This is a genomic window from Streptomyces sp. NPDC004539 (genome assembly GCF_040610055.1).
Lineage (GTDB): Bacteria > Actinomycetota > Actinomycetes > Streptomycetales > Streptomycetaceae > Streptomyces.
In genome coordinates this window covers 90,936-113,508 of record NZ_JBEXLS010000001.1, presented here as the reverse complement: position 1 = coordinate 113,508, position 22,573 = coordinate 90,936, and the positions used below count along the sequence as shown (strand labels likewise).

Here is a 22,573-nt window from a genome sequence, read left to right as displayed (position 1 = left end):
TACGACGAAGGGGCCCTTTCCGGCGGAACGGAACGAGCCCCTTTGAGAACCGACGACCGCCTACCGCAGGCGGGCCATCAGCGCGTGTTCGACGAGCGTGATCAGTGCCGACTTCGCGTCGGCGCGGTGCCGGGCGTCGGTCGTGATGATCGGGGTGTCCGGGCCGATCTGGAGGGCCTCGCGGACCTCGTCGGGGGAGTACGGCTGGTTGCCGTCGAAGCCGTTGAGGGCGATGACGAACGGCAGCCCGCTGTTCTCGAAGTAGTCGACGGCCGGGAAGCAGTCGGCGAGGCGGCGGGTGTCCACGAGGACGATCGCGCCGATCGCCCCCCGGACGAGGTCGTCCCACATGAACCAGAAGCGGTCCTGGCCCGGCGTACCGAAGAGGTACAGGATGAGGTCCTGGTCCAGCGTGATACGACCGAAGTCCATGGCGACGGTCGTCGTCGTCTTGTCCCCCGTGTGGGTGAGGTCGTCGATGCCCGCGGAAGCGGACGTCATGACGGCCTCGGTACGCAGCGGATTGATCTCCGAGACAGCACCAACGAACGTGGTCTTGCCCACGCCGAAGCCGCCCGCCACCACGATTTTCGCGGAGGTGGTGGAGCGGGAAGGACCGCCGCTAGAGCTTGCGAAGTCCACTGAGCACCCTTTCGAGCAGTGTCACGTCTGGCTGGCCTCCGGCGTTCTCGTCGCCGCCGGGCTGATGGATGGCGACCAGGCCCGCCTCCGCCAAGTCGGCGACGAGAATCCTGGCCACGCCGAGAGGGATGGTCAGCAGGGCGGAGATCTCCGCCACCGACTTGATCTCGCGGCACAGGTTGCAGATCCGCTGATGCTCGGGCAACTGCCCCTGCATCTGGTGCGGCTGTGCGGTGGTGTGCACCAGCGCCTCGATGGCGAGCTGGTAGCGCGGGCGCGTCCGGCCGCCGGTCATGGCGTACGGACGCACCAGGGGGTTGTTCGAGGAGCCGGCGGGCGACGGCTCGGGGTTGCGGCGCTGCGGCGGCTGCACCGGCTGGATGCGCGGCGCGGCCGGCTGGTCGTACGGAGAGGGGCCGGGACCCTGCGGGGCGTACGGCTGCCGTGGCTGGCTGGGCGCGGAGGGGAAGTTGTAGCGGTTCGGGTTCTGGGCGTTGTCGCCGTGGCCGGGGCCGTACGACCAATCGCCCGGATGGGAACCGCCTGGGGGTGTTGCCACTTTCTCTCCTCCTCCGACTGTGCCGGGCTCCAGCACCGTGTGTGAAGCCGCGTCCCGAAACCCTACGGCCTCGGGACGTCAATACGCACCGTCCGTCTGCTAGTTGAGCAGGCTCCCCTGGAGCTCCGCGCGAAGGTCGGGCGTCAGGACCGAACCGGCACGGTCCACCAGAAGGGCCATTTCGTACCCGATGAGGCCGATGTCCGCCTCAGGGTGGGCGAGAACGGCGAGCGAGGAACCGTCGGATACGGACATGATGAAGAGGAATCCCCTCTCCATCTCCACGACCGTCTGGTTCACGGCTCCCCCCTCGAAGATCCGGGAGGCGCCCGCCGTCAGGGACGTCAGACCGGAGGCGACGGCCGCGAGCTGGTCGGCGCGGTCGCGGGGGAAGCCTTCGGACATCGCCAGAAGGAGTCCGTCGGCGGAGACCACCACCGTGTGGGACACCCCCGGGGTGTTGTCCACGAAATTGGTGATCAACCAGTTCAGGTTCTGCGCCGCCTGGCTCATCGGGCTCACACTAACGCTCCTGGTTGTAGGTGCTGTCAGGGCTGAAGCCCTGGCCGTTCGTTTCACTGCCTGCACTGCGCCCGCGCTGGACACCCCGACGCAGGTTGCTCAGCCTGCCTCGGACGTCCTCCGGGGCGCGGGAGATCTGTGGACCTCCCTGGGGGGTGGTTTCCGCGGCGCCCTCGACCAGGTTGGCCTTGGGCACCCGCCGCGGCAGGCCGGAGGAGGTGACCCCGCCCGCCTTGGGCTTGCGCAACTGCGAAGCCTGCTGCCAGCGTTCGTCGTTCGTCGAACGCCAGGAACCGTCACCGCCGTTGTCGGACGCCGCTGCCGGGGCCGGCGTCTCCTGCTGCTGCGCGGGCTGCGCAGCGGGCGCGGTGCCGTTCACTCCGCCGCCGCCGCGGCGCGGAAGCCCGGCGTCGGTCAGCGAGTGTGCGGCGGAGGGGGCCGGTCCCGGACGGTCGAAGCCTACGCGGTCCGCCTCGGCCGCGTCAGCGACCTGCGTGGATTCCGCTTCGGGAGCGTACTGGTCCTGGTAGCCGTTGCGGTAGTCGCCCTGCTGCGGCCAGTCGTCCTGGTAGGACGGCTCCTCGAAGCCCGGGTACCCGTTCGGGGACGCGGGCGCCCGCTCCTCGGCCACCGGCTCCGGGTAGCCCCCGCCGTTGAGCGGAGTGAAGTACTGCTCGTCGTACGACGCCTGCTGTGCGCCCTCGTAGGGCGCCTGCGCCCCGTAGGGGGACTGGGGAGCCTGGGACTGGTCCACGAAGCCCGTGGCGGCCCCGTCGAAGCCGTTCTGCGGGGATTCGTAGGGCAGTTGAGGAGTCTGCTGGGTGACTTGCGGGGAATCCGTGAAGGAATCGCCGTACAGCGGCGTCTCCTGCGTCGTCTGCGGGCCCTGCCCGTTGAACGACGCGTCCGGGTGCGGCAGCGGCGCCTCCAGCGCCGCCTTGCGCTCCTCGCGCATCAGCGAACGGCCCACCGGGTCCAGATCGCGGATGTCGTCCGGCACCTCGTAGCGGGTGTCGTCGAAGCCGAGCTCCGCCGCCGTCCGCATCGGCTGCTGCTGGCCGAAGCTCTCGCCGCCGGGCTTGCCGAACGGCTGCTCCGGCATGATCTGCGAGACCGTGAACTGGTCCTGCTCCGGCTGGTGTTCGCCACCGCCACCGTGCGTGATCGCGTCCGGCAGCATGACCAGCGACGTCGTCCCCGCCTGCTCGCCCGAGGGACGGAGCTGGACGCGGATGCCGTGCCGGTCGGACAGCCGGCCGACCACGAACAGGCCCATGCGCTGCGAGATCGCGGCGTCCACGGTCGGCGGGTTGGCCAGCTTGTGGTTGATGTCCGCGAAGTCCTCGGCGGTGAGGCCGATGCCCTTGTCGTGGATCTCGATCATCACGCGGCCGTCGGGCAGCCGGGTCGCGGTGACACGGACCTTGGTCTGCGGGGAGGAGAACGTGGTGGCGTTCTCCAGCAGCTCGGCCAGCAGGTGCACGAGGTCGGTCACGGCACGGCCGTGGATCTCGGCCTCCGGGACGCCCGACAGCTCGATGCGCTCGTACTGCTCCACCTCGGAGGAGGCGGCGCGCAGGACGTCGACCAGCGGGACCGGCTGGTCCCAGCGGCGGCCCGGCTCCTCGCCGGCGAGGACCAGGAGGTTCTCGCCGTTGCGGCGCATACGGGTCGCGAGGTGGTCCAGGCGGAAGAGGTTCTCCAGCTGGTCCGGGTCGGCCTCGTTGTTCTCCAGGTCGGTGATCAGGGTCAGCTGGCCCTCGATCAGCGACTGGTTGCGGCGCGAGAGGTTCGTGAAGATCGCGTTGATGTTGCCCCGCAGCAGCGCCTGCTCGGCGGCGAGCCGGACGGCCTCGCGGTGCACCTGGTCGAAGGCGCGGGCGACCTCGCCGATCTCGTCCGTCGTGTTGATCGGGATCGGCGCGACCCGCGTGTCCACCCGGCCCGGGTCGGTCCGCGAGAGCTGGTCGACCAGCATCGGCAGCCGCTGCTCGGCGATCCCGAAGGCCGCGTTGCGCAGCTGGCGCATCGAGCGGGACATCTGCCGGGCGACCGCGGAGGCCAGGATGAACGCCAGCAGCAGCGCGACGACGACCGCCGCACCCGTGATGTACGCGTCACGCTGGGCGCTCGACGCGATGTCCGACGCCTCGTTCACCGCGGTGTCCGACAGCCCCGACTCGATCTTGCGGTACGCGTCGAACTTGAGGGTCGTCATGGCCCACCAGTTCTCGGCGGTCACCCCCTGCTCGGCGAGGGCGGCGCGCTCACTGGCGTCCGTCGACTGGATCGAGGCGATCGCGGTGAGGAACTGCACCGGGTCCGTCGGCGGGGCGACGTAGTCCGGGTTCTTCGCCTTCTGCTCGCTGATCATGTTCGCGGCGTCGGCCTGGATCTGCTTCTGCGCGGCGGTCAGCTTCGCGATGTCCTCGGCGGTGCCACCGCTCTGGTACTCCTGGGTCGCGATGTTCTCCAGGTAGGCGTACGAGGTGAGGGCGACCCGCTGCTGGGAGAGGCTCGTCTGGCTGGTGCCCGGCTTGATCAGCAGGTGCATGCCGATCGAGCGCTGGAGGGAGAGGGCGCCCTGGCCGAGTGCGAGCGCGTAGACCGTGCGGCCGTAGGAGGTGATGTTGCCGGTGCCGAGCCCGAGTTCGTTGGAGAACTCCAGGAGCTTGTGCTCGACCTCGACGTACCCTTCCTCCGTCTTCACGCCGGTCAGCTTGGAGGTGTAGGCGGCGGCGCGGATCGTCTGGAGCTGGGGCTCGACCTTGCGGAAGCCCTCCAGCCGGCGGACCAGGTTGGCCCGGTTCGGCATGCCCTGCGCGGCGGTGTCGAACGCGTCGGACGCCTTGTCGGTGGCCTTGCGGGCGGCGACCACGGTCGGGTCGTTCTCGCCCTTGCCCTGGAGCAGCGGCGCGGCGGTGACGTCGCGCTCGACGAGGAGGGCGTTGCTGTAGGTGAGCGCGGCGCGCACCAGCTTCGCGGTGTTCTCCGCGTCCTGGGCCTCCTGCCAGGTGTCGATCGAGCTCTTCACCTGGAAGCCGCCCATCACGAGGCCGACCACCACGGGTATGAGCAGGATCGCGTTCAGCCTGGTCGGCACCCGCCAGTTGCGGGGGGAGAGCCGGCCGCCGCTCTTCGGCGGCGCGGCCTGCGGCTCCGATCCGGGGACGGGGGCGGTCGCCGCTCCGCGCGGCGGCGGGGTGAAGTTGCCCCGGGCCTCAGGCTCGGGACTTTTCTTGCTTCGCCTCACTCGACCAACAACCTCTCGGCGGCAGTGTCTCTCAACGCCCAGTCAGCCATCGACTGCGTTCGTAGCTAGTTACGTCATTGACTATTGGGCAGTTCAGGCATTCCAGCATGGCGAACAGTGCTCTTCCAAACAGTGAGAAGAGCCGATTACGTGTGATGTAAGGCGCTCATAAAACGGTCATACAGAGCGAGCCCCGCCAAAAGACGGGGCCACCATGCGCGCAGCGGTACCGCACGACCGCGACGCGTGGCGGTACCACCCGATTCCTCTGCCGAAACGTTATGAACACCGAAGCCGACCGTGTCAAAGGCCACAGTCGGCTCCGAATGAGTCTACGGCAACTGCCCTACGGCAGCGTCTACTTGATCATCACCTCAGGCGGGCCATCAACGCGTGCTCGACCAGCGTGATGAGCGCCGACTTCGCGTCCGCGCGGTGCCGGGCGTCGGTCGTGATGATCGGGGTGTCCGGCCCGATCTGAAGCGCCTCGCGCACCTCGTCCGGCGAGTACGGCTGGCTCCCGTCGAAGCCGTTGAGCGCGATGACGAACGGCAGCCCGCTGTTCTCGAAGTAGTCCACCGCCGGGAAACAGTCCGCGAGCCGCCGGGTGTCCACGAGGACGATCGCGCCGATCGCCCCGCGCACCAGGTCGTCCCACATGAACCAGAACCGGTCCTGGCCCGGCGTACCGAACAGGTACAGGATCAGGTCCTGGTCCAGCGTGATACGACCGAAGTCCATCGCGACGGTCGTCGTCGTCTTGTCCCCGGTGTGCGTCAGATCGTCGATCCCCGCCGACGCGGACGTCATCACGGCCTCGGTACGCAGCGGGTTGATCTCGGAGACGGCGCCCACGAACGTGGTCTTGCCCACGCCGAAGCCGCCCGCCACCACGATCTTCGCGGAGGTGGTGGCCCGACCCCCGTCAGAGCTTGCGAAGTCCACTGAGCACCCTTTCGAGCAGCGTCACGTCCGGAGCGCCACCGTTGTTCTCGTCGCCGCCCGGCTGGTGGATCGCCACCAGACCGGCCTCGGCGAGGTCCGCGACCAGAATCCGGGCCACCCCCAGCGGCATGGTCAGCAACGCCGACACCTCGGCCACCGACTTGACCTCGCGGCACAGATGGCAGATCCGCTGGTGCTCGGGGAGCAGCCCCATGAGCGCCGCCGGGTCGGCCGTCGTACTGATCAGTGCCTCGATGGCGAGCTGATAGCGCGGCCGGGTCCGGCCACCGGTCATGGCGTAGGGACGCACCAGCGGCTGGTCGCCCTCGTCCAGGTACGGGTCCGCGTACGGATCATGATGGGCGGTGGGCGGGGTCATGAGTCCTCCGGGCGGGACAGGCAAGTCGGCAAGTCTTGGTCTCGTGCCGTCCCTGGTGGCCGGGTGGGGAGTTTGTGCCGACCGGACGGTGATTTGGTGAGGTGGGTGGTGCCGGGGCGGTCTAGTGGAGCAGACTGCCTTGCAGTTCGGCCCGCAGATCCGGCGTGAGCACCGCGCCCGCGCGATCGACGAGCAGCGCCATCTCGTAGCCGACGAGGCCGATGTCGCACTCCGGGTGGGCGAGGACGGCGAGCGAGGAGCCGTCGGAGACGGACATGAGGAAGAGGAACCCGCGCTCCATCTCCACCACGGTCTGCGCGACGCTGCCGCCCTCGAAGATCCGGGAGGCGCCCGCCGTCAGCGAGGTCAGCCCGGAGGCGACCGCCGCCAACTGGTCGGCGCGGTCCCGCGGGAAGCCCTCGGACATCGCCAGCAGGAGACCGTCCGCGGAGACCACCACCGTGTGCGAGACGCCCGGCGTGTTGTCCACGAAGTTGGTGATCAACCAGTTCAGGTTCTGTGCCGCCTGGCTCATCTGACTCAACTAACGCTCCTGCTGGTGAGTGGGGCTCGGGAAGCTGTCTGTCTGACCGCTCCCGGCCTGACGGCCCTGAGCGATGCCCCGACGGAGGTTGGTCAGCCGTCCACGCACGTCGTCGGGCGCGCGCGAGACCTGCGGACCCGCTTGGTGCTGTTGCTGCTGTGCTGTGCCCGGGACGAGGTTCGCCCGGGGCACCCGGCGCGGCAGGCCGGAAGTCGTGATCCCGCCCGACGCGGGCTGACGCACCCGCTCGGCCTGCCGGACCAGGTCGTCGTTGGGAGTGGTCCGCCAGGAGGATGACGCCGGAGCGGCGGCCGGCCGCTGCGGAGCCGCGGGAGCGGACGAGGCCGCCGGAGCCGGCACGGACGCCGGGCCCTGCGGCTGCTGCGGCACACCCGAGACCGGCGCACCGGACAGCGGCGCACCCGGCACGGGCGTACCGGAGACCGGCCCGCCCTGCGCCTGGCCACCCTGCTGGTGGAACCAGTTCGTCTCCAGCGTGTCGTACAGCGGCGTACGGCCGTCCCCGGGACCGGCCGGCGGCAGCGCCTCCGGCTCGGGGCGGGCGACGGGCCGCTGCGGCGGCGCGGCGTACCCGTTCGTACGGGCCCCGGGCAGCGCGTGCTGACCGGTCGCCGAACCGTCGTACCCCTGCGGCTGCGCCGGGAACTGCCCCGTCGTGTCGTACCCCTGCGGCGCGCGGCGCGGCGGGTTCTGCTGCTGAGAGGTCCCGAACACGTCCGGCCGCTGGAACTGCCCGCTGTTGTCGGCGTTCCCGGGACCCTGCTCGGTACGGCCGAACTGGCCCCCGGCGTCGATCGCGGGGAACTGGCTGGTCGCCTGGAAGTCGTCCTGCGCCCCACGGCGGTTGCCGTTGGCCTGCGGGGCGCCGATCGCCGGGAACTGCCCGGTGTTCTGCGCGCCGGGCCGCCCGAAGCCGTCGTCGATCCGGGGTATCTCAGAGGTCGGGGAGGTCGACCCCGGGCCCTCGATCCGCGGCAGCTGCGAGGTGCGCGCCACATCCGGCTCGTCGTGCCCGCGCGGTGCGTCCAGTGCCGGGGTACGGGCGTTGTCGTCGCCCCAACTCGGCGTCCGGGGCTGGGGGTTGCCGCCCGGCAGCTCGGCCCGGGCACCACCGCGCGGCGGGAGCTGCGGCTGCCGGCCACGCCCCTGCTCGCCCTTGGCGTCCTTGCCGCGCGGCGGACGCGAACCGCCGCCGAACATGTCCTGGCCCTGACCCTGCGGGGGAGCGGACTGGAGCCCGTTGAAGGAACCGGTGCCCGCCGGGGCCGGCGCCGAGGGGCGCCCGCCCTGCTGCGGACCGCGCGGCGGAGCGCCGCCGTCCCGGGCGGGCAGCGCGGTCCGGGGACCGCCGCCGAGCGCACCGCCACCGGGCGCTGCGCCCGCGCCGGGACCCGCGCCGAACGCGCCGCCCCCGCCGAACGCACCGCCGGCGCCACCGCCCGGACCACTGGGCCCGGCACCGAAGCCGCCCTTGCCGCCCGGCGCACCCGCGCCGACCGGACCGCCGCCGAACGCGCCGGGAGCACCCGGCCCGCCCTGCCGGCGCGCGGCAGCCGCACCCGCGGCGGCCTGCGCGGCAGCCGGGCCACCGGCCGGGGCGCCGCCCTGACCGGGCTTCGGCTGCGGCTTCTTGCCGCCCTGCGCGACGTCGACCGGCAGCATGACCAGCGCGGTCGTACCACCCGAGTCGGAGGGCCGCAGCTGGATGCGGATGCCGTGCCGCTGGGAGAGCCGGCCGACCACGAAGAGGCCCATGCGCCGGGACACCGACACGTCCACGGTCGGCGGCGAGGCCAGCCGCTCGTTGATCGCGGCGAGGTCCTCGGGGGAGAGGCCGATACCGGTGTCGTGGATCTCGATCAGGACGCGGCCGTCGGGCAGCGCGTGACCGGTGACCTTGACCTTGGTCTGCGGGGAGGAGAACGACGTGGCGTTCTCCAGCAGCTCGGCGAGGAGGTGCACGAGGTCGTTGACGACCCGGCCGGCGACCTCGGTCGTCGGTACGGACGCCAGCTCGATGCGCTCGTACTGCTCCACCTCGGACGCGGCGGCACGCAGCACGTCGACCAGCGGGACGGGCCGCGTCCAGCGCCGGCCGGGCTCCTCACCGGCGAGGACCAGGAGGTTTTCGCCGTTCCGGCGCATACGGGTCGCGAGGTGGTCCAGCTTGAACAGCGAGGACAGCTGGTCCGGGTCGGCCTCGCGGGACTCCAGTTCGGAGATGAGCGAGAGCTGACGCTGGATGAGGCCCTGGGAGCGGCGCGAGAGGTTGGTGAACATCGCGTTGACGTTGCCTCGCAGCAGCGCCTGCTCGGCGGCGAGGCGGACGGCCTCGCGGTGCACGTCGTCGAAGGCCGCGGCCACCTGGCCGATCTCGTCCCGGGAGTGCACACCGACCGACTCGACGGACGTGTCGACGTCCTGCGGGTCCGACTCGGAGAGCTGCTTGACCAGCTCGGGCAGCCGTTCCTGGGCGACCTTCGTGGCCGTCTCCTGGAGGCGGCGCAGCGAGCGGATCATCGACCGGGCGACGACGAACGCGCCGACCAGCGAGACGCCGAGCACCAGCAGGATCAGCAGACCCGAGATGATCGCGTCGCGCTCGGTCTCGTTGCGCAGCTCGCGGGCCTTCTGCTCCATGTCCTCGAGGAGCTGGGACTCGATGTTGCGCATCTGCTGGAGCTTGGTGCCCGAGGCGTCCAGCCAGTCCTGGTACGACCGCTTGTCCTGGGACTCCAGACCGGAGTCGGAGGCGAAGGCGCGGTTCGCGTACTGGTCGGCGTCCTCGATGGTGGCGTTGCCCGACTCGATCGGCTTGAGGAGCTCCTCGGCGCCCTCGCTGCCGTAGATCGAGCGGAAGATCGCGAGTTCGGAGTCCTCGCCCTCGACGGCCGTCTCACCGTAGTTGCGGTCGTTGGGGCTGAGCGTGCCGAACGTGGTGCTGTTCGCCGGGAGCGCGGCCGTCAGCACGGCGCGCTGCATCGACGAGTACTCCTTGGCGGAGGAGAACGCCGCCAGGGCGCGGGTGCGCTGGATCATCTCCGGGTTGGAGGTGGCCTCGGCCATGTCCTGGGAGAGGTCGACGAGGCGGGTGATCAGCCGGTGGTAGCCCTCGACGGTCTGCATCGAGTTGTCCTTGGCGGCGTACGCCGTGGAGCGCAGCTTCGCCAGGTTGCCGAGGTCGCCGACGAGACCGACCAGGTTGTCGCGGACGCCCTGGAGGTTGCCGTTCTTGCTGGTTGCGTCGATCTCCTCGGAGGCGTCGACGAAGGCGTTCAGCGAACGGTCCGTCGTCGTGCGCAGGCCCTTGACGGTGACGTCGCCGGCGTTGCCGCCGTGCGCGAGGGGGCCGGCGGAGCGGTCGCGCTCGTTCTGGAGGGCGATCGAGAGCTCGGTCGCCTGCTTCGTCATGTCGGTCAGCAGCCGCATGTTGTCGAGCTGCTGGATGTCCTCCATGGACTGGTTGATACGCAGCGCGCCGAGCGTGGTGGCCGCGACCACGGGGAGGGTCAGCAGCGCCACCAGGCGTGTGGAGATACGCCAGTTGCGCAGCGCGACGCGGTTGCCGGTGTCGCCCTTGCCGGGCTTGGCCGGGGGTATCGGGGGAATGACGGTGGGGGTCACCGGGGTGGTGGGCGCGCCGGGGCGGCTCTTGCCGTCGCCTGCCTGGGCGGGACCCGGGTTCTGGGCGTGCTGCGGCGAGGAGCTGACTGTGCCTGGGCCAGTCCCGCCTCGCGGCTCCGGCCCTGCCGGGGCACTGCCGTCCCTCTTGAATCGTCCCTGCACTAGCGTCGCAACCTCTGGACCAGGCGCCCGTCCGAACGAACGGACAGGCGGTGTCGGCGTCTTGAGAGGCGCCCTGACTGCGCCCCCCGGGTGGTCGTTGAGTGACCCGGCGCTGGCTCCCCCTGTCTCACCGCCACTGGGCGCTTCTGTGCGCCCCCTGCGCGCCGGCTCGATCCCGCGGCGGTCCGGGAGATTCCAGCACAGTGCCGGATCTCCAACAAGGTTTGGTGGCCGGGCTGTGACATCCGTGACAGTTCGCGTACGGGATGTCACCGGTTGTGGAAATCGATCCGCCCGGAAGTGGGCAAAGTGTGGCGAAGTAGGCGAGTGATCAAGGTGTCCTAGTCGCCATGATCAGGAGCGGAATGAGCGCTTCAGTTGGTCAATGTCCGTTTCATTACGTTCACTTGCGGGCCTGAATTGACCGGTTTGGCGACCGTTCCGTGAGCAAACTCACACCCCCTCCGGTGGCCCTCCGTGACTTCCCCGGGAATGCCATGTTTAGCCTGACGCTTTACAGATTCGGCATATCCGACACGAGCCAGTGGAGCCCCGCCCATGTCCCGCAAGACCGCCAACCCGCAGCGCACCACCCTGGCCCACCTGAAGGACGCCGAACCCCTGACCCCCGCGCCCCAGACCTACCCGGCCACCCTCCCCACCCAAACGGCCAACCCCCGCCGCACGATCCTCGACGTGGCCCCCGAGATCCCGGTCCTGGACTGATACGCACAACACCCCCCCCACACTCACCCCAAGAGGGCGCCTCCTGATTCAGGAGGCGCCCTCTCGCCGCTCCGACACCCCACCACGACCACGGCCACCGGCACTCGACACGGACCAGCGCCACGCCCACGAAGCCCCACCCCCACCGACCAAAGCCCCCCACACCCTGGCGACGCCTCGCCCATCGGCCCGGAGGCTCCACCTCGACGACTCCGCAGACCGGACCGCGATCGCACCACCGACCGAGCACCGGCCGAGCCCCGCCCCCCAGCTACGGCCACCCGCACCACCCCCACCCACCCGCACCCACACTCCGGCCGCCCCCCAGCCGCCGGCCGCACCCCCCACCCACAATCCGCGAGGAAGGTCAAGAGGTGGCGCGTTAGCCTGGGGCGTCAGGATCGGTCGGTTCAGGTGAGGGGCGCGAGAAACCCGTGCGTATTGCCAGGTTTTCCATCGACGGCAACGTCGCGTTCGGTGCGGTGGAGGGAGACAGGGACGACGAACTCGTCCTGGACATCATCAAGGGCATCCCCTTCGCGGAGTTCGAACTCTCCGGAACCAAGGTTCCACTGAGCAAAGTCCGCCTCCTGCCCCCCGTCCTCCCCAACAAGGTCATCGCCTTCGGCAGGAACTACGCCGAACACGCGAAGGAGCTGGGCAACGAGGTCCCGGACACCCCCTTCGCCTTCTTCAAGCCCTCCACCTCGGTGATCGGCCCGGGCGACAACATCCAGTACCCCACGTTCTCCACCGAGCTCCACCACGAGGCCGAACTCGCGGTCGTCATCGGCAGAATGTGCCGAGAGGTCCCCCGCGACCGCGTCAAGGACGTCATCCTTGGCTACACCTGCGCGAACGACGTCACCGCGAGGGACGTCCAGAAGCGCGAGAAGCAGTGGGCCAGGGCCAAGGGCTTCGACACCTCCTGCCCCCTCGGCCCCTGGATCGAGACGGACCTCGACCCGAGCGACCTCACCGTCCAGCTCACGGTCAATGGCCAGCAGCGCCAGCTCGGCCGCACCAGCGAGATGATCACCCCCATCGAGGACCTGATCGTCAACATCACCGAGGCCATGACACTCCTCCCCGGCGACGTCATCCTCACGGGCACCCCCGCCGGGGTCGGCCCCCTGGAGATCGGCGACGAGGTCGCCGTCACCATCGAAGGTATCGGCACTCTCACCAACAAGGTTGTCAAGCGTGACTAGCGCATCCGTCCGTGTACGTTTCTGCCCCTCCCCGACCGGCAACCCCCATGTCGGCCTGGTCCGCACCGCCCTGTTCAACTGGGCCTTCGCCCGCCACCACCAGGGCACCCTCGTCTTCCGTATCGAGGACACCGACGCGGCCCGCGACAGCGAGGACTCGTACAACCAGCTCCTGGACGCGATGCGCTGGCTCGGCTTCGACTGGGACGAGGGCCCGGAGATCGGCGGCCCGCACGCCCCGTACCGCCAGTCCCAGCGGATGGACCTCTACAAGGACGTCGCCCAGAAGCTCCAGGACGCCGGCCACGCCTACCACTGCTACTGCTCGACGGAGGAGCTGGACGCCCGCAGGGACGCCGCCCGCGCCGCCGGCAAGCCCTCCGGCTACGACGGCCACTGCCGCGACCTGAGCGCCGAGCAGAAGGCCGCCTACGAGGCGGAGGGCCGCAAGCCGATCGTCCGCTTCCGGATGCCGGACGAGACGATCACGTTCACCGACCTGGTCCGCGGCGAACTGACCTTCACCCCGGAGAACGTCCCGGACTACGGCATCGTCCGCGCCAACGGCGCCCCCCTCTACACGCTCGTCAACCCGGTCGACGACGCCCTGATGGAGATCACGCACGTCCTGCGCGGCGAGGACCTCCTCTCCTCCACCCCGCGCCAGATCGCCCTGTACAAGGCGCTGATCGAACTCGGCGTCGCGAAGACCACCCCGGAGTTCGGCCACCTCCCGTACGTCATGGGCGAGGGCAACAAGAAGCTGAGCAAGCGCGACCCGCAGGCGTCCCTCAACCTGTACCGCGAGAAGGGCTTCCTCCCCGAGGGCCTGCTCAACTACCTCTCCCTGCTGGGCTGGTCGCTCTCCGCCGACCAGGACATCTTCACGACGGACGAGCTGATCGCGGCGTTCGACATCAAGGACGTCAACCCCAACCCGGCCCGCTTCGACCTGAAGAAGTGCGAGGCGATCAACGGCGACCACATCCGCCTGCTGGACGTCAAGGACTTCACCGAGCGCTGCGCCCCCTGGCTCGCGGCCCCCTTCGCCCCCTGGGCCCCCGAGGACTTCGACGACGCGAAGTGGCAGGCGATCGCCCCGCACGCCCAGACCCGGCTGCGCGTTCTCTCGGAGATCACGGACAACGTCGACTTCCTGTTCCTCAAGGAGCCGGTGGCGGACGAGGCGTCCTGGACGAAGGCGATGAAGGACGGCAGCGACGCCCTCCTCACGACGGCCCGCGAGAAGCTGGACGCCGCCGACTGGACGTCCCCCGAGTCCCTCAAGGAGGCCGTCCTCGCGGCCGGCGAGGCCCACGGCCTCAAGCTCGGCAAGGCGCAGGCCCCGGTCCGCGTCGCGATCACCGGCCGCACGGTCGGCCTCCCCCTCTTCGAGTCCCTCGAAGTCCTCGGCAAGGAGGCGTCGTTGGCCCGCATCGACGCCGCCCTCGCCAAACTCGCGGCGTAACACGGCCGTTCACCGGGGCGGCACCCAACCGGGGTGCCGCCCCGGCCCGTTCCCGGTACCGTCGGATCATGGACATTCGCGCCGTGGTCTGGGACGTGGACGACACCCTCTTCGACTACACGAGTGCCGACCGCCTCGGCATGCGTGACCACCTCGTCACCGAGGGCCTGTTCAGCGACTACGACGACGTCCGGCAGGCGATCGCCCGCTGGCGCGAGGTCACCGACCTCCAATGGGCCCGCTTCTCCGCCGGCGAGACCACCTTCGAGGGCCAACGCCGGGACCGCGTCCGGGTGTTCACGGGCCAGGAGCTGACCGACGCCGAGGCCGACGACTGGTTCGGGCGCTACCTGGGCCACTACGAGAACGCCTGGACCCTCTTCCCGGACGTCCTGCCGGTCCTGGACGCCCTCGCGGCGAGCCACCGGCACTCCGTCCTGTCGAACTCCAGCATCCACGTCCAGGACCACAAGCTCCGCGTCCTCGGCGTCCACGACCGCTTCGAGTCGATCATCTGCGCGGCCGAACTCGGCGTCTCCAAGCCCGAACCCGGCGCCTTCCTCGCGGCCTGCGACGCCCTCGCGCTCCCGCCCGAGCAGGTCGCCTACGTCGGCGACCACCCCGACATCGACGGCCGCGGCGCGGCGGAGGCGGGCCTGCTGTCGGTGTGGATCGACCGCTACGACGCCGGCGCGGAGGCCGGTGAACTGGCAGGCCGGCACCGGATCGCGAGCCTCGCCGAACTCCCCGCGCTGCTCGGCGCGGATACCCGTTTTGGAGCCCCGTCCACCTTCGGGTAATGTTCTTTCTGCGCCGCCGGGGAGCGGGCCGAGAGGCCCAGGGACCCGGGGGAGCACAACTAGAACAAGATCCCGGTTGGGATTTGCGTTCCAGTGGCCTATGGTGTAATTGGCAGCACGACTGATTCTGGTTCAGTTAGTCTTGGTTCGAGTCCAGGTAGGCCAGCTTGCAGAAGCTCAAAATCTGCGAAGCCCCCGTTGTGTAGCGGCCTAGCACGCTGCCCTCTCACGGCAGTAGCGCCGGTTCGAATCCGGTCGGGGGTACAGATCCTTCCCGCGAGGACGGTTCGGGTAGCTCCCGCTGACCTCGATGCAGGATCGCTAGGGCCCCCGTTGTGTAGCGGCCTAGCACGCTGCCCTCTCACGGCAGTAGCGCCGGTTCGAATCCGGTCGGGGGTACTGACTGGTCTAAACCAACATTGGTCTATGGTGTAATTGGCAGCACGACTGATTCTGGTTCAGTTAGTCTTGGTTCGAGTCCAGGTAGACCAGCTCCGCCCCCGTTGTGTAGCGGCCTAGCACGCTGCCCTCTCACGGCAGTAGCGCCGGTTCGAATCCGGTCGGGGGTACGAAAAGAAGCCACCCACCTCAGCAGAGGTGAGTGGCTTTTTCGTGTTCCCGCAGGTCAGAAGGGAGAAGGGCCTGCCGCGGCGTTGAGGCCGGCCCTTGTCGCGGGAGCTTCTCGCGGGCGTCAGCCCGTCCTGCGCAGCGCCTCGGAGAGGCGAGCCGCCGCGTCGATCACCGCCTGCGCGTGCATACGGCCGGGGTGGCGGGTCAGCCGCTCGATCGGGCCGGAGACGGAGACGGCGGCCACGACGCGGTTCGAGGGGCCGCGCACCGGCGCCGAGACCGAGGCGACGCCCGGCTCGCGCTCGCCGATGGACTGGGCCCAGCCCCGGCGGCGGACGCCGGACAGGGCCGTGGCCGTGAAGCGGGCGCCCTGGAGGCCGCGGTGCAGGCGCTCGGGCTCCTCCCAGGCCATGAGGATCTGCGCGGAGGAACCGGCCTTCATCGTCAGCGTCGAGCCGACGGGGACCGTGTCTCGCAGTCCGGACAGCCGCTCCGCGGCGGCCACACAGATCCGCATGTCACCCTGGCGCCGGTAGAGCTGGGCGCTCTCCCCGGTGATGTCCCGCAGGTGCGTGAGGACGGGACCGGCGGTCGCCAGCAGGCGGTCCTCGCCGGCCGCCGCCGCCAGCTCCGCGAGACGCGGGCCGAGAATGAACCGGCCCTGCATGTCACGGGCGACCATACGGTGGTGTTCCAGGGCCACGGCCAGCCGGTGAGCCGTGGGTCTAGCCAGTCCGGTGGCCGCGACCAGTCCTGCGAGGGTGGCGGGTCCGGACTCCAGGGCGCTCAGGACAAGGGCTGCCTTGTCCAGAACGCCGACGCCGCTACTGTTGTCCATGCAACGATACTCCCGTCTCACTCTGTGAAACGCAAGTTCATTTTCCCGTGAGACGCGCAACCCTGGGACGTACAGCCGCCCGCAGACCGACGGGCGCGGTGGCGGATGCCCGGAACAGGGGCGGGCGCCGCTTCCAAGATCTCTAGTTGTGCCGGGACACCACCTGTCCGGCCGGAGGGAAAGCGATGGGTAGGACACTCGCGGAGAAGGTCTGGGACGATCACGTCGTCCGGCGGGCGGAGGGCGAGCCCGACCTCCTCTTCATCGATCTGCACCTGCTGCACGAGGTGACCAGCCCCCAGGCGTTCGACGGCCTGCGTCAGAACGGCCGCCCGGTCCGCCGCCTCGACCTGACCATCGCCACCGAGGACCACAACACCCCGACCCTCGACATCGACAAGCCGATCGCGGACCCGGTCTCCCGCGCCCAGCTGGAGACCCTGCGCAAGAACTGCGCCGAGTTCGGTGTCCGCCTGCACCCCCTGGGCGACGTCGAGCAGGGCGTCGTCCACGTCGTGGGCCCCCAGCTCGGGCTCACGCAGCCCGGTATGACCGTCGTCTGCGGCGACTCCCACACCTCCACGCACGGCGCCTTCGGCGGCCTGGCGTTCGGTATCGGCACCTCCCAGGTGGAGCACGTGCTGGCCACCCAGACCCTGCCGCTGGTCCGCCCGAAGACCATGGCCATCACGGTCGACGGCGACCTGCCCGACGGCGTCACCGCCAAGGACCTGATCCTGGCGATCATCGCGAGGATCGGCACCGGCGGCGGCCAGGGCTACGTCCTGGAGTACCGCGGCTCCGCCATCGAGAAGCTCTCGATGGAGGCCCGGATGACCATCTGCAACATGTCCATCGAGGCCGGCGCCCGCGCGGGCATGATCGCCCCCGACGAGACGACCTTCGCCTACCTCAAGGGCCGCGCCCACGCCCCCGAGGGCGAGGACTGGGACGCCGCGGTCGCGTACTGGAAGACCCTGCGCACCGACGACGACGCCGAGTTCGACGCCGAGGTCGTCATCAAGGCCGAGGAACTCTCCCCGTTCGTCACCTGGGGCACCAACCCCGGCCAGGGCGCGCCCCTTTCGGCGGACGTCCCCGATCCCGCTTCGTACGAAGACGCCTCGGAGCGGCTCGCCGCCGAAAAGGCCCTGGAATACATGGGGTTGGAGGCCGGGCAGCCGCTGCGGTCCATCAAGGTGGACACCGTCTTCGTAGGTTCGTGCACCAACGGCCGGATCGAGGACCTGCGCGCCGCCGCCGAGCTCGTCAAGGGCCGCAAAGTCGCCGACGGCGTACGGATGCTCGTCGTCCCGGGCTCCGCGCGGGTGGGGCTCCAGGCCGTCTCCGAGGGGCTGGACGTCGTCTTCAAGGAGGCCGGCGCCGAGTGGCGGCACGCGGGCTGCTCGATGTGTCTGGGCATGAACCCCGACCAACTGGCCCCCGGTGAGCGCTCCGCGTCCACCTCCAACCGCAACTTCGAGGGCCGGCAGGGCAAGGGCGGCCGGACCCACCTGGTCTCCCCGCAGGTCGCCGCCGCCACGGCCGTACTGGGCCATCTGGCCTCGCCCGCCGACCTGACCGACGCGCCCGCCGACCGCACGCCCGCTGGAGTCTGAGAGCCATGGAAGCATTCACCACGCACACCGGCCGGGCCGTCCCGCTGCGCCGCTCCAACGTCGACACCGACCAGATCATCCCCGCCCACTGGCTCAAGAAGGTGACCCGGGACGGCTTCGAGGACGGGCTCTTCGAGGCGTGGCGCAAGGACCCGGAGTTCGTCCTCAACCGCCCCGAGCGCGCGGGGGCGAGCGTCCTGGTGGCCGGCCCCGACTTCGGCACCGGCTCCTCGCGTGAACACGCGGTGTGGGCGCTCCAGAACTACGGCTTCAAGACCGTCATCTCGTCCCGCTTCGCCGACATCTTCCGGGGCAACTCCCTGAAGAACGGCCTGCTGACGGTCATCCTCGACCAGAAGGTCGTGGACGCGCTGTGGGACCTCGTCGAGAGCGACCCGCAGGCCGAGATCACCGTCGACCTGGAGGCGCTGGAGGTCCGCGCCGAGGGCGTCACCGCCGCCTTCGAGCTGGACGAGAACGCCCGCTGGCGGCTGCTGAACGGGCTGGACGACATCTCCATCACCCTCCAGAACGAGGCGGACATCGCCGCGTACGAGGCGAAGCGGCCCTCCTACAAGCCGCGCACCCTCCAGGTCTGACCGCCGGAGCGAGTTTCGGCCACCGAAGAGCCACGCCGTACCCCCGATCCGTCCGATCGGGGGTACGGCGTTTTCTGCACCCGTTCGGCCCCGCACATCTCCCCGAAATCTTCCCAACTGCCAACGTTAGAGCGGTGGTTGACTGGGTACGCGACGGCTGTGGACACGACGTCCAACAGTGCTCGGACGGCTGTTTGAGGCGGCAGTTGCACCCCTGGCGGGCGACAACTCGCCCTAGATGGCACAATCTGTGCATGGAACACGACGGCCAACTCAAGCTCTATGCGGCGGTCGCGGACCAACTCAAGGAAGCGCACAGAAGGGTGCGCGCACTGCAAGTCCCGGAGGGCGTACGGATGGCGCTGACCCGGAAGCTGCTGGTCATTACGGCCGCGGCCAAGCACGATCTCGCCGATGCGACAAGGCGGCTGGAGCGGTTCATGGCGGACCTCGACGCGGGGCGAATCCCCGACGGGGAACGCTGAACAGCCCAATGCGGTCGAGTCCGTTGCGGCACAAGGGTGATAGGCCCGTTTCGTGTTTGATTTGCGGTATATATCTGCCTAACGTGCGAAAAAGCCTGGACACTTTCGTTCCAGCAATGTCTCCGAAGGGGAAGACGTGAACAAGGCGCAGCTCGTAGAAGCGATTGCGGACAAGGTCGGCGGCCGTCAGAACGCCGCCGAGGCGGTCGACGCGGTTCTGGACGCGATCGTCCGCGCGGTCGTCGCGGGGGACCGGGTCTCGGTCACCGGTTTCGGCTCGTTCGAGAAGGTCGACCGCCCGGCGCGGTACGCCCGCAACCCCCAGACGGGCGAGCGGGTCCGGGTCAAGAAGACCTCCGTCCCGCGCTTCCGTGCGGGCCAGGGTTTCAAGGACCTGGTGAGCGGCTCGAAGAAGCTCCCGAAGAACGACGTCGCGGTCAAGAAGGCGCCCAAGGGCAGCCTGAGCGGCACGGCTTCGGCGACGGTCAAGAAGGCCGCCGCGAAGAAGGCCGCCCCCGCGAAGAAGGCGACCGCCGCCGCGAAGAAGGCCGCCCCGGCGAAGAAGGCGACCGCCAAGACGGCCGCCGCCAAGAAGACGACCGCCAAGAAGGCGGCCACCGCCAAGAAGGCCGTCGCCAAGAAGGCCCCGGCGAAGAAGGCGCCGGCCAAGAAGTCGACTGCTCGCAAGACCACCGCGAAGAAGACCACCGCCACCAAGGCGTAGGGCTGTCGCCGGTACTCACGCGTCGGGCCGGACTCCCACATCCGTGGAGTCCGGCCCGCGGTGTGTCCGGGGTCGGGGCGGGTCAGAACGTCTGGAGCGTCACCAGGGTGATCCGCGGGCCGTCCGCCGGACCCGCTGTCTCGATACGGACCCGTTGCCCCACCCGCAGCAGCCTGAGGCCCCCCGCGTCGAACGCCGCCGCGTCGAAGGGGAGCGGGGTGCCGTCGTCCAGGAGGACCTGGCCGGTACGGGTCTCGGGGTCGTACGTGTACGCCGTCGCCTGCATGGCCGCAGCCTACTGGCCGGGGATGAGGAGGCGGGCGGTGGCGGTCTGGGTGCGGGGGCCGACGCCGAGGGCGAGGGCGGCGCGGAGGTCGTCGCCGGTGTCCACGTCCTGGCGGACGGAGTCGACGTGGGGGAGCGTGAGTTCGGCCGCTCCCGAGGCGCGGTGGAGGCGGCGGGAATCGGGGCCGAAAGCGGGCAGCAGGGGGTGGCCCGGGGCCGCCGCGAGCAAAGTCGTGCCTATGCCCGCGGCATCCGGCAGAAATGCGCGCGGGAATTCCGCGGCGGCATCGAGGACCCGGCTCAATTCCCGCGGGCGCAGTGCCGGGAGATCGGCGTTCAGGGCCGCGAGAGCCGTTTCCGGGCGCACAGCGCGGACGACGCCCTCGCCGTGCGCCAGAGCGGCGTTCAGGCCCGTGCGCGGTACGTCCGGGACGATCCGGGCGCCCAGCGCCACGAGTTCCCGCCCGGCCAGCGGGTCGTCCGTGACGACCACCACATCCCGTACGGCCGCGGCGGTCAGCGCGGCGGTCACCGTGTCCTGCGCGAAGGCGAGGGCCAGCCCCGGCCGCACCCCGTCCCCGGCCGTGTCCGACAGCCTGCTCTTGGCCCGCGCGAGGGGTTTCAGGGGGATGACCAACGTCCACTGCACCGGCTTACCGTCCCTTGCTCGTCGCGGTCATTGTCACCCGGCTGCAACCTGGCCCATCTGGCGGTTCTTCCTTCTGGGCGTACGGTGTTCTCGACAGACAGGCCGACCGGGGCCACACTTGTGCGGCTCCCGGCCCTTGAAGGAAGAGGTAGGTGTCCGCGTGCCCCGCCGCAGAATCGGCTTCTGGTACCGCTTCGCCGCGGTGATCTGCAAACCACTGCTGGTGCCTCTCCTCAAGCGGGACTGGCGCGGAATGGAGAACATTCCGGCCGACGGCGGATTTATCACCGCGGTGAACCACAATTCCTACGTCGACCCCTTCGCCTACGCGCACTTCCAGTACAACAGCGGACGTATGCCGCGATTCCTGGCGAAGAGCGGCCTTTTCAACAAGGGAATCGTCGGCGCCTGGATGCGGAACACCGGCCAGGTCCCCGTCTACCGCGAGTCCACCGACGCGCTCAGCGCCTTCCGGGGCGCCGTGGACGCCGTCGAACGCGGCGAGTGCGTGGTCTTCTACCCCGAGGGCACCCTCACCCGCGACCCCGACGGCTGGCCGATGACCGGCAAGACCGGCGCCGCACGCGTGGCCCTGGAGACGAAGTGCCCCGTCGTGCCGATCGCGCAGTGGGGCGCCAACGAACTGCTCCCCGCGTACGCGAAGAGACCCGACGTGTTCCCGCGCAAGACCCACCACGTCCTCGCCGGACCACCGGTGGACCTCACCCCCTACTACGGCAAGGAGATGACCCCCGACCTCCTCAAGGAGGTCACGGAGGTCATCATGGCCGCCATCACCCGCCTGCTGGAGGACATCCGCGGCGAGAAGGCGCCCGAGACGCCCTACGACCCGCGCCGGGAGCGGATCGAGCAGCGGCGCCGCACCGAGGCGCAGCACGGCCACGAAGGAGAGATCGGCAAGTGAGCGAGCCCGTCAAGGCGGCAGTCCTCAGCGCAGGTTCATGGGGGACGGCGTTCGCCGTCGTCCTCGCGGACGCGGGCTGCGAGGTGACGGTGTGGGCGCGGCGCCCCGAGGTCGCCGAGGCGATCAACTCGGCGCGGCAGAACCCCGATTACTTCCCCGGCCTCGAACTCCCCGCCGGCATCCGGGCGACCACGGACCCCGCCGAGGCCATGGCCGGCGCCGACTTCACGGTCCTGTCGGTGCCGTCGCAGACGCTGCGCGCCAACTTGGCCGACTGGACACCCCTGTTGGCGCCGGACACCGTGCTCGTCTCGCTCATGAAGGGCGTCGAACTCGGCACGACCATGCGGATGAGCGAGGTCGTCCAGGACGTCACGAAGGTGGGCGCCGAGCGCATCGCCGTCGTCACCGGTCCCAACCTCGCGCGGGAGATCGCCTCCCGGATGCCGGCCGCGGCCGTCGTCGCCGCCACCGACGAGGCCGTCGCCCAGCGCCTCCAACTGGCCTGCCACACCCCGTACTTCCGGCCCTACACCAACACCGACGTGGTGGGCTGCGAGCTCGGCGGCGCCGTGAAGAACGTCATCGGCCTCGCCGTCGGCATCGCGGACGGCATGGGGCTCGGCGACAACGCGAAGGGCTCCCTCATCACGCGCGGCCTCGCGGAGACGACGCGGCTCGGCCTCGCGATGGGCGCCGACCCGCTGACCTTCGCCGGGCTCGCGGGCCTCGGTGACCTCGTCGCCACCTGCTCCTCCCCGCTCTCCCGCAACCACACCTTCGGCACCAACCTCGGCAAGGGCATGACCCTCCAGGAGACGATCGCCGTCACCAAGCAGACCGCCGAGGGCGTCAAGTCCTGCCAGTCCGTCCTCGACCTCGCCCGCCACCACGGCGTCGACATGCCCATCACCGAGACGGTCGTCGACATCGTCCACGAGGCGAAGCCGCCGGTCGTCGCCCTGAAGGAACTGATGTCCCGCAGCGCGAAGCCGGAACGGCGGTAGGGGGAAGCGGGGTTCC

The 22,573-nt window shown here is 70.0% G+C and carries 21 protein-coding genes and 5 tRNA genes; 15 read left to right on the top strand and 11 right to left on the bottom strand.

The genetic code is table 11. The annotated features are described in order from the left end of the window. Positions 1-60 precede the first annotated feature (60 nt). The 8 genes from ABZX85_RS00555 to ABZX85_RS00520 form a co-directional block, all read right to left on the bottom strand. The gene (locus ABZX85_RS00555; protein WP_029183992.1) at positions 61-642 is read right to left on the bottom strand and encodes an ATP/GTP-binding protein; all 582 of its coding nucleotides are present in this window, start codon (positions 640-642) and stop codon (positions 61-63) included. After that, positions 623-1,201 carry a DUF742 domain-containing protein gene (locus ABZX85_RS00550; RefSeq protein ID WP_355861137.1) on the bottom strand — a complete coding sequence of 193 codons (579 nt, stop codon included), beginning with the start codon at positions 1,199-1,201 and terminating at the stop codon, positions 623-625. Before ABZX85_RS00550 ends, ABZX85_RS00555 begins: the two co-directional genes overlap by 20 nt. 99 nt (positions 1,202-1,300) lie before the next feature. Further along, positions 1,301-1,714: a roadblock/LC7 domain-containing protein gene (locus tag ABZX85_RS00545; RefSeq protein ID WP_007384910.1), complete on the bottom strand. Its 414-nt coding sequence runs from the start codon at positions 1,712-1,714 to the stop codon at positions 1,301-1,303. Between the two features lie 10 nt (positions 1,715-1,724). Continuing rightward, positions 1,725-4,976, bottom strand: coding sequence for a nitrate- and nitrite sensing domain-containing protein (locus ABZX85_RS00540; protein ID WP_355861135.1), 3,252 nt, complete (start codon positions 4,974-4,976; stop codon positions 1,725-1,727). Positions 4,977-5,345: 369 nt separating this feature from the next. Continuing rightward, positions 5,346-5,921: an ATP/GTP-binding protein gene (locus ABZX85_RS00535; protein WP_010354691.1), complete on the bottom strand. Its 576-nt coding sequence runs from the start codon at positions 5,919-5,921 to the stop codon at positions 5,346-5,348. Next, positions 5,902-6,300: a DUF742 domain-containing protein gene (locus tag ABZX85_RS00530; protein ID WP_355861133.1), complete on the bottom strand. Its 399-nt coding sequence runs from the start codon at positions 6,298-6,300 to the stop codon at positions 5,902-5,904. The genes ABZX85_RS00535 and ABZX85_RS00530 overlap by 20 nt, the downstream gene beginning before the upstream one ends. A 121-nt stretch (positions 6,301-6,421) precedes the next feature. After that, the gene (locus tag ABZX85_RS00525; RefSeq protein ID WP_003993189.1) at positions 6,422-6,835 is read right to left on the bottom strand and encodes a roadblock/LC7 domain-containing protein; all 414 of its coding nucleotides are present in this window, start codon (positions 6,833-6,835) and stop codon (positions 6,422-6,424) included. A gap of 9 nt (positions 6,836-6,844) precedes the next feature. Beyond that, on the bottom strand, positions 6,845-10,651 hold the full coding sequence (locus ABZX85_RS00520) for a nitrate- and nitrite sensing domain-containing protein (RefSeq protein ID WP_355861131.1): 3,807 nt from the start codon (positions 10,649-10,651) through the stop codon (positions 6,845-6,847). A 558-nt stretch (positions 10,652-11,209) separates the two neighbouring features. Between ABZX85_RS00520 and ABZX85_RS00515 the strand changes: the two genes are divergently transcribed. The 9 genes from ABZX85_RS00515 to ABZX85_RS00475 all read left to right on the top strand — a co-directional run bounded on the left by ABZX85_RS00515 (position 11,210) and on the right by ABZX85_RS00475 (position 15,425). After that, positions 11,210-11,377 (top strand): hypothetical protein, encoded by a 168-nt coding sequence (locus ABZX85_RS00515; protein WP_355861129.1) that lies wholly within the window; start codon positions 11,210-11,212, stop codon positions 11,375-11,377. A gap of 434 nt (positions 11,378-11,811) precedes the next feature. Then, positions 11,812-12,588 (top strand): fumarylacetoacetate hydrolase family protein, encoded by a 777-nt coding sequence (locus ABZX85_RS00510; protein ID WP_355861127.1) that lies wholly within the window; start codon positions 11,812-11,814, stop codon positions 12,586-12,588. Further along, positions 12,572-14,056 (top strand): glutamate--tRNA ligase, encoded by a 1,485-nt coding sequence (gene gltX / locus ABZX85_RS00505; RefSeq protein ID WP_355861125.1) that lies wholly within the window; start codon positions 12,572-12,574, stop codon positions 14,054-14,056. Before ABZX85_RS00510 ends, gltX begins: the two co-directional genes overlap by 17 nt. 68 nt (positions 14,057-14,124) lie before the next feature. Continuing rightward, on the top strand, positions 14,125-14,856 hold the full coding sequence (locus ABZX85_RS00500; protein ID WP_355861123.1) for an HAD family hydrolase: 732 nt from the start codon (positions 14,125-14,127) through the stop codon (positions 14,854-14,856). Between the two features lie 94 nt (positions 14,857-14,950). Then, positions 14,951-15,022 (top strand) — tRNA-Gln (locus ABZX85_RS00495). A 25-nt stretch (positions 15,023-15,047) separates the two neighbouring features. After that, positions 15,048-15,120, top strand: a tRNA-Glu gene (locus ABZX85_RS00490). 62 nt (positions 15,121-15,182) lie between these two features. Beyond that, positions 15,183-15,255: transfer RNA gene (locus ABZX85_RS00485), tRNA-Glu, on the top strand. Positions 15,256-15,276: 21 nt separating this feature from the next. Next, a tRNA-Gln gene (locus ABZX85_RS00480) sits at positions 15,277-15,348 on the top strand. Positions 15,349-15,352: 4 nt separating this feature from the next. Next, positions 15,353-15,425 (top strand) — tRNA-Glu (locus ABZX85_RS00475). A 122-nt stretch (positions 15,426-15,547) separates the two neighbouring features. Here ABZX85_RS00475 and ndgR read toward each other — a convergent pair. Further along, the gene (gene ndgR, locus ABZX85_RS00470; protein ID WP_007384919.1) at positions 15,548-16,264 is read right to left on the bottom strand and encodes an IclR family transcriptional regulator NdgR; all 717 of its coding nucleotides are present in this window, start codon (positions 16,262-16,264) and stop codon (positions 15,548-15,550) included. A 185-nt stretch (positions 16,265-16,449) separates the two neighbouring features. Between ndgR and leuC the strand changes: the two genes are divergently transcribed. The 4 genes from leuC to ABZX85_RS00450 all read left to right on the top strand — a co-directional run bounded on the left by leuC (position 16,450) and on the right by ABZX85_RS00450 (position 19,691). Then, positions 16,450-17,883, top strand: coding sequence for a 3-isopropylmalate dehydratase large subunit (leuC, locus tag ABZX85_RS00465; RefSeq protein WP_355861121.1), 1,434 nt, complete (start codon positions 16,450-16,452; stop codon positions 17,881-17,883). Positions 17,884-17,888: 5 nt separating this feature from the next. Beyond that, on the top strand, positions 17,889-18,482 hold the full coding sequence (gene leuD, locus ABZX85_RS00460) for a 3-isopropylmalate dehydratase small subunit (RefSeq protein WP_355861119.1): 594 nt from the start codon (positions 17,889-17,891) through the stop codon (positions 18,480-18,482). A gap of 254 nt (positions 18,483-18,736) precedes the next feature. Beyond that, positions 18,737-18,967 (top strand): hypothetical protein, encoded by a 231-nt coding sequence (locus ABZX85_RS00455; RefSeq protein WP_355861117.1) that lies wholly within the window; start codon positions 18,737-18,739, stop codon positions 18,965-18,967. 136 nt (positions 18,968-19,103) lie between these two features. Next, on the top strand, positions 19,104-19,691 hold the full coding sequence (locus ABZX85_RS00450) for an HU family DNA-binding protein (protein ID WP_355861115.1): 588 nt from the start codon (positions 19,104-19,106) through the stop codon (positions 19,689-19,691). An 82-nt stretch (positions 19,692-19,773) separates the two neighbouring features. Here the strand turns inward: ABZX85_RS00450 and ABZX85_RS00445 are convergent, their stop codons facing one another. Further along, positions 19,774-19,977: a hypothetical protein gene (locus ABZX85_RS00445; protein ID WP_355861113.1), complete on the bottom strand. Its 204-nt coding sequence runs from the start codon at positions 19,975-19,977 to the stop codon at positions 19,774-19,776. A gap of 9 nt (positions 19,978-19,986) precedes the next feature. Further along, complete coding sequence (cofC, locus tag ABZX85_RS00440; protein WP_355861111.1) at positions 19,987-20,625, bottom strand: 2-phospho-L-lactate guanylyltransferase; 639 nt, start codon at positions 20,623-20,625, stop codon at positions 19,987-19,989. A 160-nt stretch (positions 20,626-20,785) separates the two neighbouring features. Here cofC and ABZX85_RS00435 point away from each other — a divergent pair, with 160 nt between their 5' ends. Further along, positions 20,786-21,550 carry a lysophospholipid acyltransferase family protein gene (locus tag ABZX85_RS00435; RefSeq protein WP_355861109.1) on the top strand — a complete coding sequence of 255 codons (765 nt, stop codon included), beginning with the start codon at positions 20,786-20,788 and terminating at the stop codon, positions 21,548-21,550. Continuing rightward, positions 21,547-22,557, top strand: coding sequence for an NAD(P)H-dependent glycerol-3-phosphate dehydrogenase (locus ABZX85_RS00430; RefSeq protein ID WP_355861107.1), 1,011 nt, complete (start codon positions 21,547-21,549; stop codon positions 22,555-22,557). Before ABZX85_RS00435 ends, ABZX85_RS00430 begins: the two co-directional genes overlap by 4 nt. The last annotated feature ends 16 nt before the right edge of the window (positions 22,558-22,573 follow it).

Bases quoted from the DNA above. Each gene is read 5' to 3' on its own strand.
- ABZX85_RS00545 (WP_007384910.1), bottom strand. From the start codon at position 1,714: ATGAGCCAGGCGGCGCAGAACCTGAACTGGTTGATCACCAATTTCGTG.
- ABZX85_RS00530 (WP_355861133.1), bottom strand. From the start codon at position 6,300: ATGACCCCGCCCACCGCCCATCATGATCCGTACGCGGACCCGTACCTG.
- ABZX85_RS00525 (WP_003993189.1), bottom strand. From the start codon at position 6,835: ATGAGCCAGGCGGCACAGAACCTGAACTGGTTGATCACCAACTTCGTG.
- ABZX85_RS00515 (WP_355861129.1), top strand. From the start codon at position 11,210: ATGTCCCGCAAGACCGCCAACCCGCAGCGCACCACCCTGGCCCACCTG.
- ABZX85_RS00500 (WP_355861123.1), top strand. From the start codon at position 14,125: ATGGACATTCGCGCCGTGGTCTGGGACGTGGACGACACCCTCTTCGAC.
- ndgR (WP_007384919.1), bottom strand. From the start codon at position 16,264: ATGGACAACAGTAGCGGCGTCGGCGTTCTGGACAAGGCAGCCCTTGTC.
- leuC (WP_355861121.1), top strand. From the start codon at position 16,450: ATGGGTAGGACACTCGCGGAGAAGGTCTGGGACGATCACGTCGTCCGG.
- leuD (WP_355861119.1), top strand. From the start codon at position 17,889: ATGGAAGCATTCACCACGCACACCGGCCGGGCCGTCCCGCTGCGCCGC.
- ABZX85_RS00455 (WP_355861117.1), top strand. From the start codon at position 18,737: ATGGAACACGACGGCCAACTCAAGCTCTATGCGGCGGTCGCGGACCAA.
- ABZX85_RS00445 (WP_355861113.1), bottom strand. From the start codon at position 19,977: ATGCAGGCGACGGCGTACACGTACGACCCCGAGACCCGTACCGGCCAG.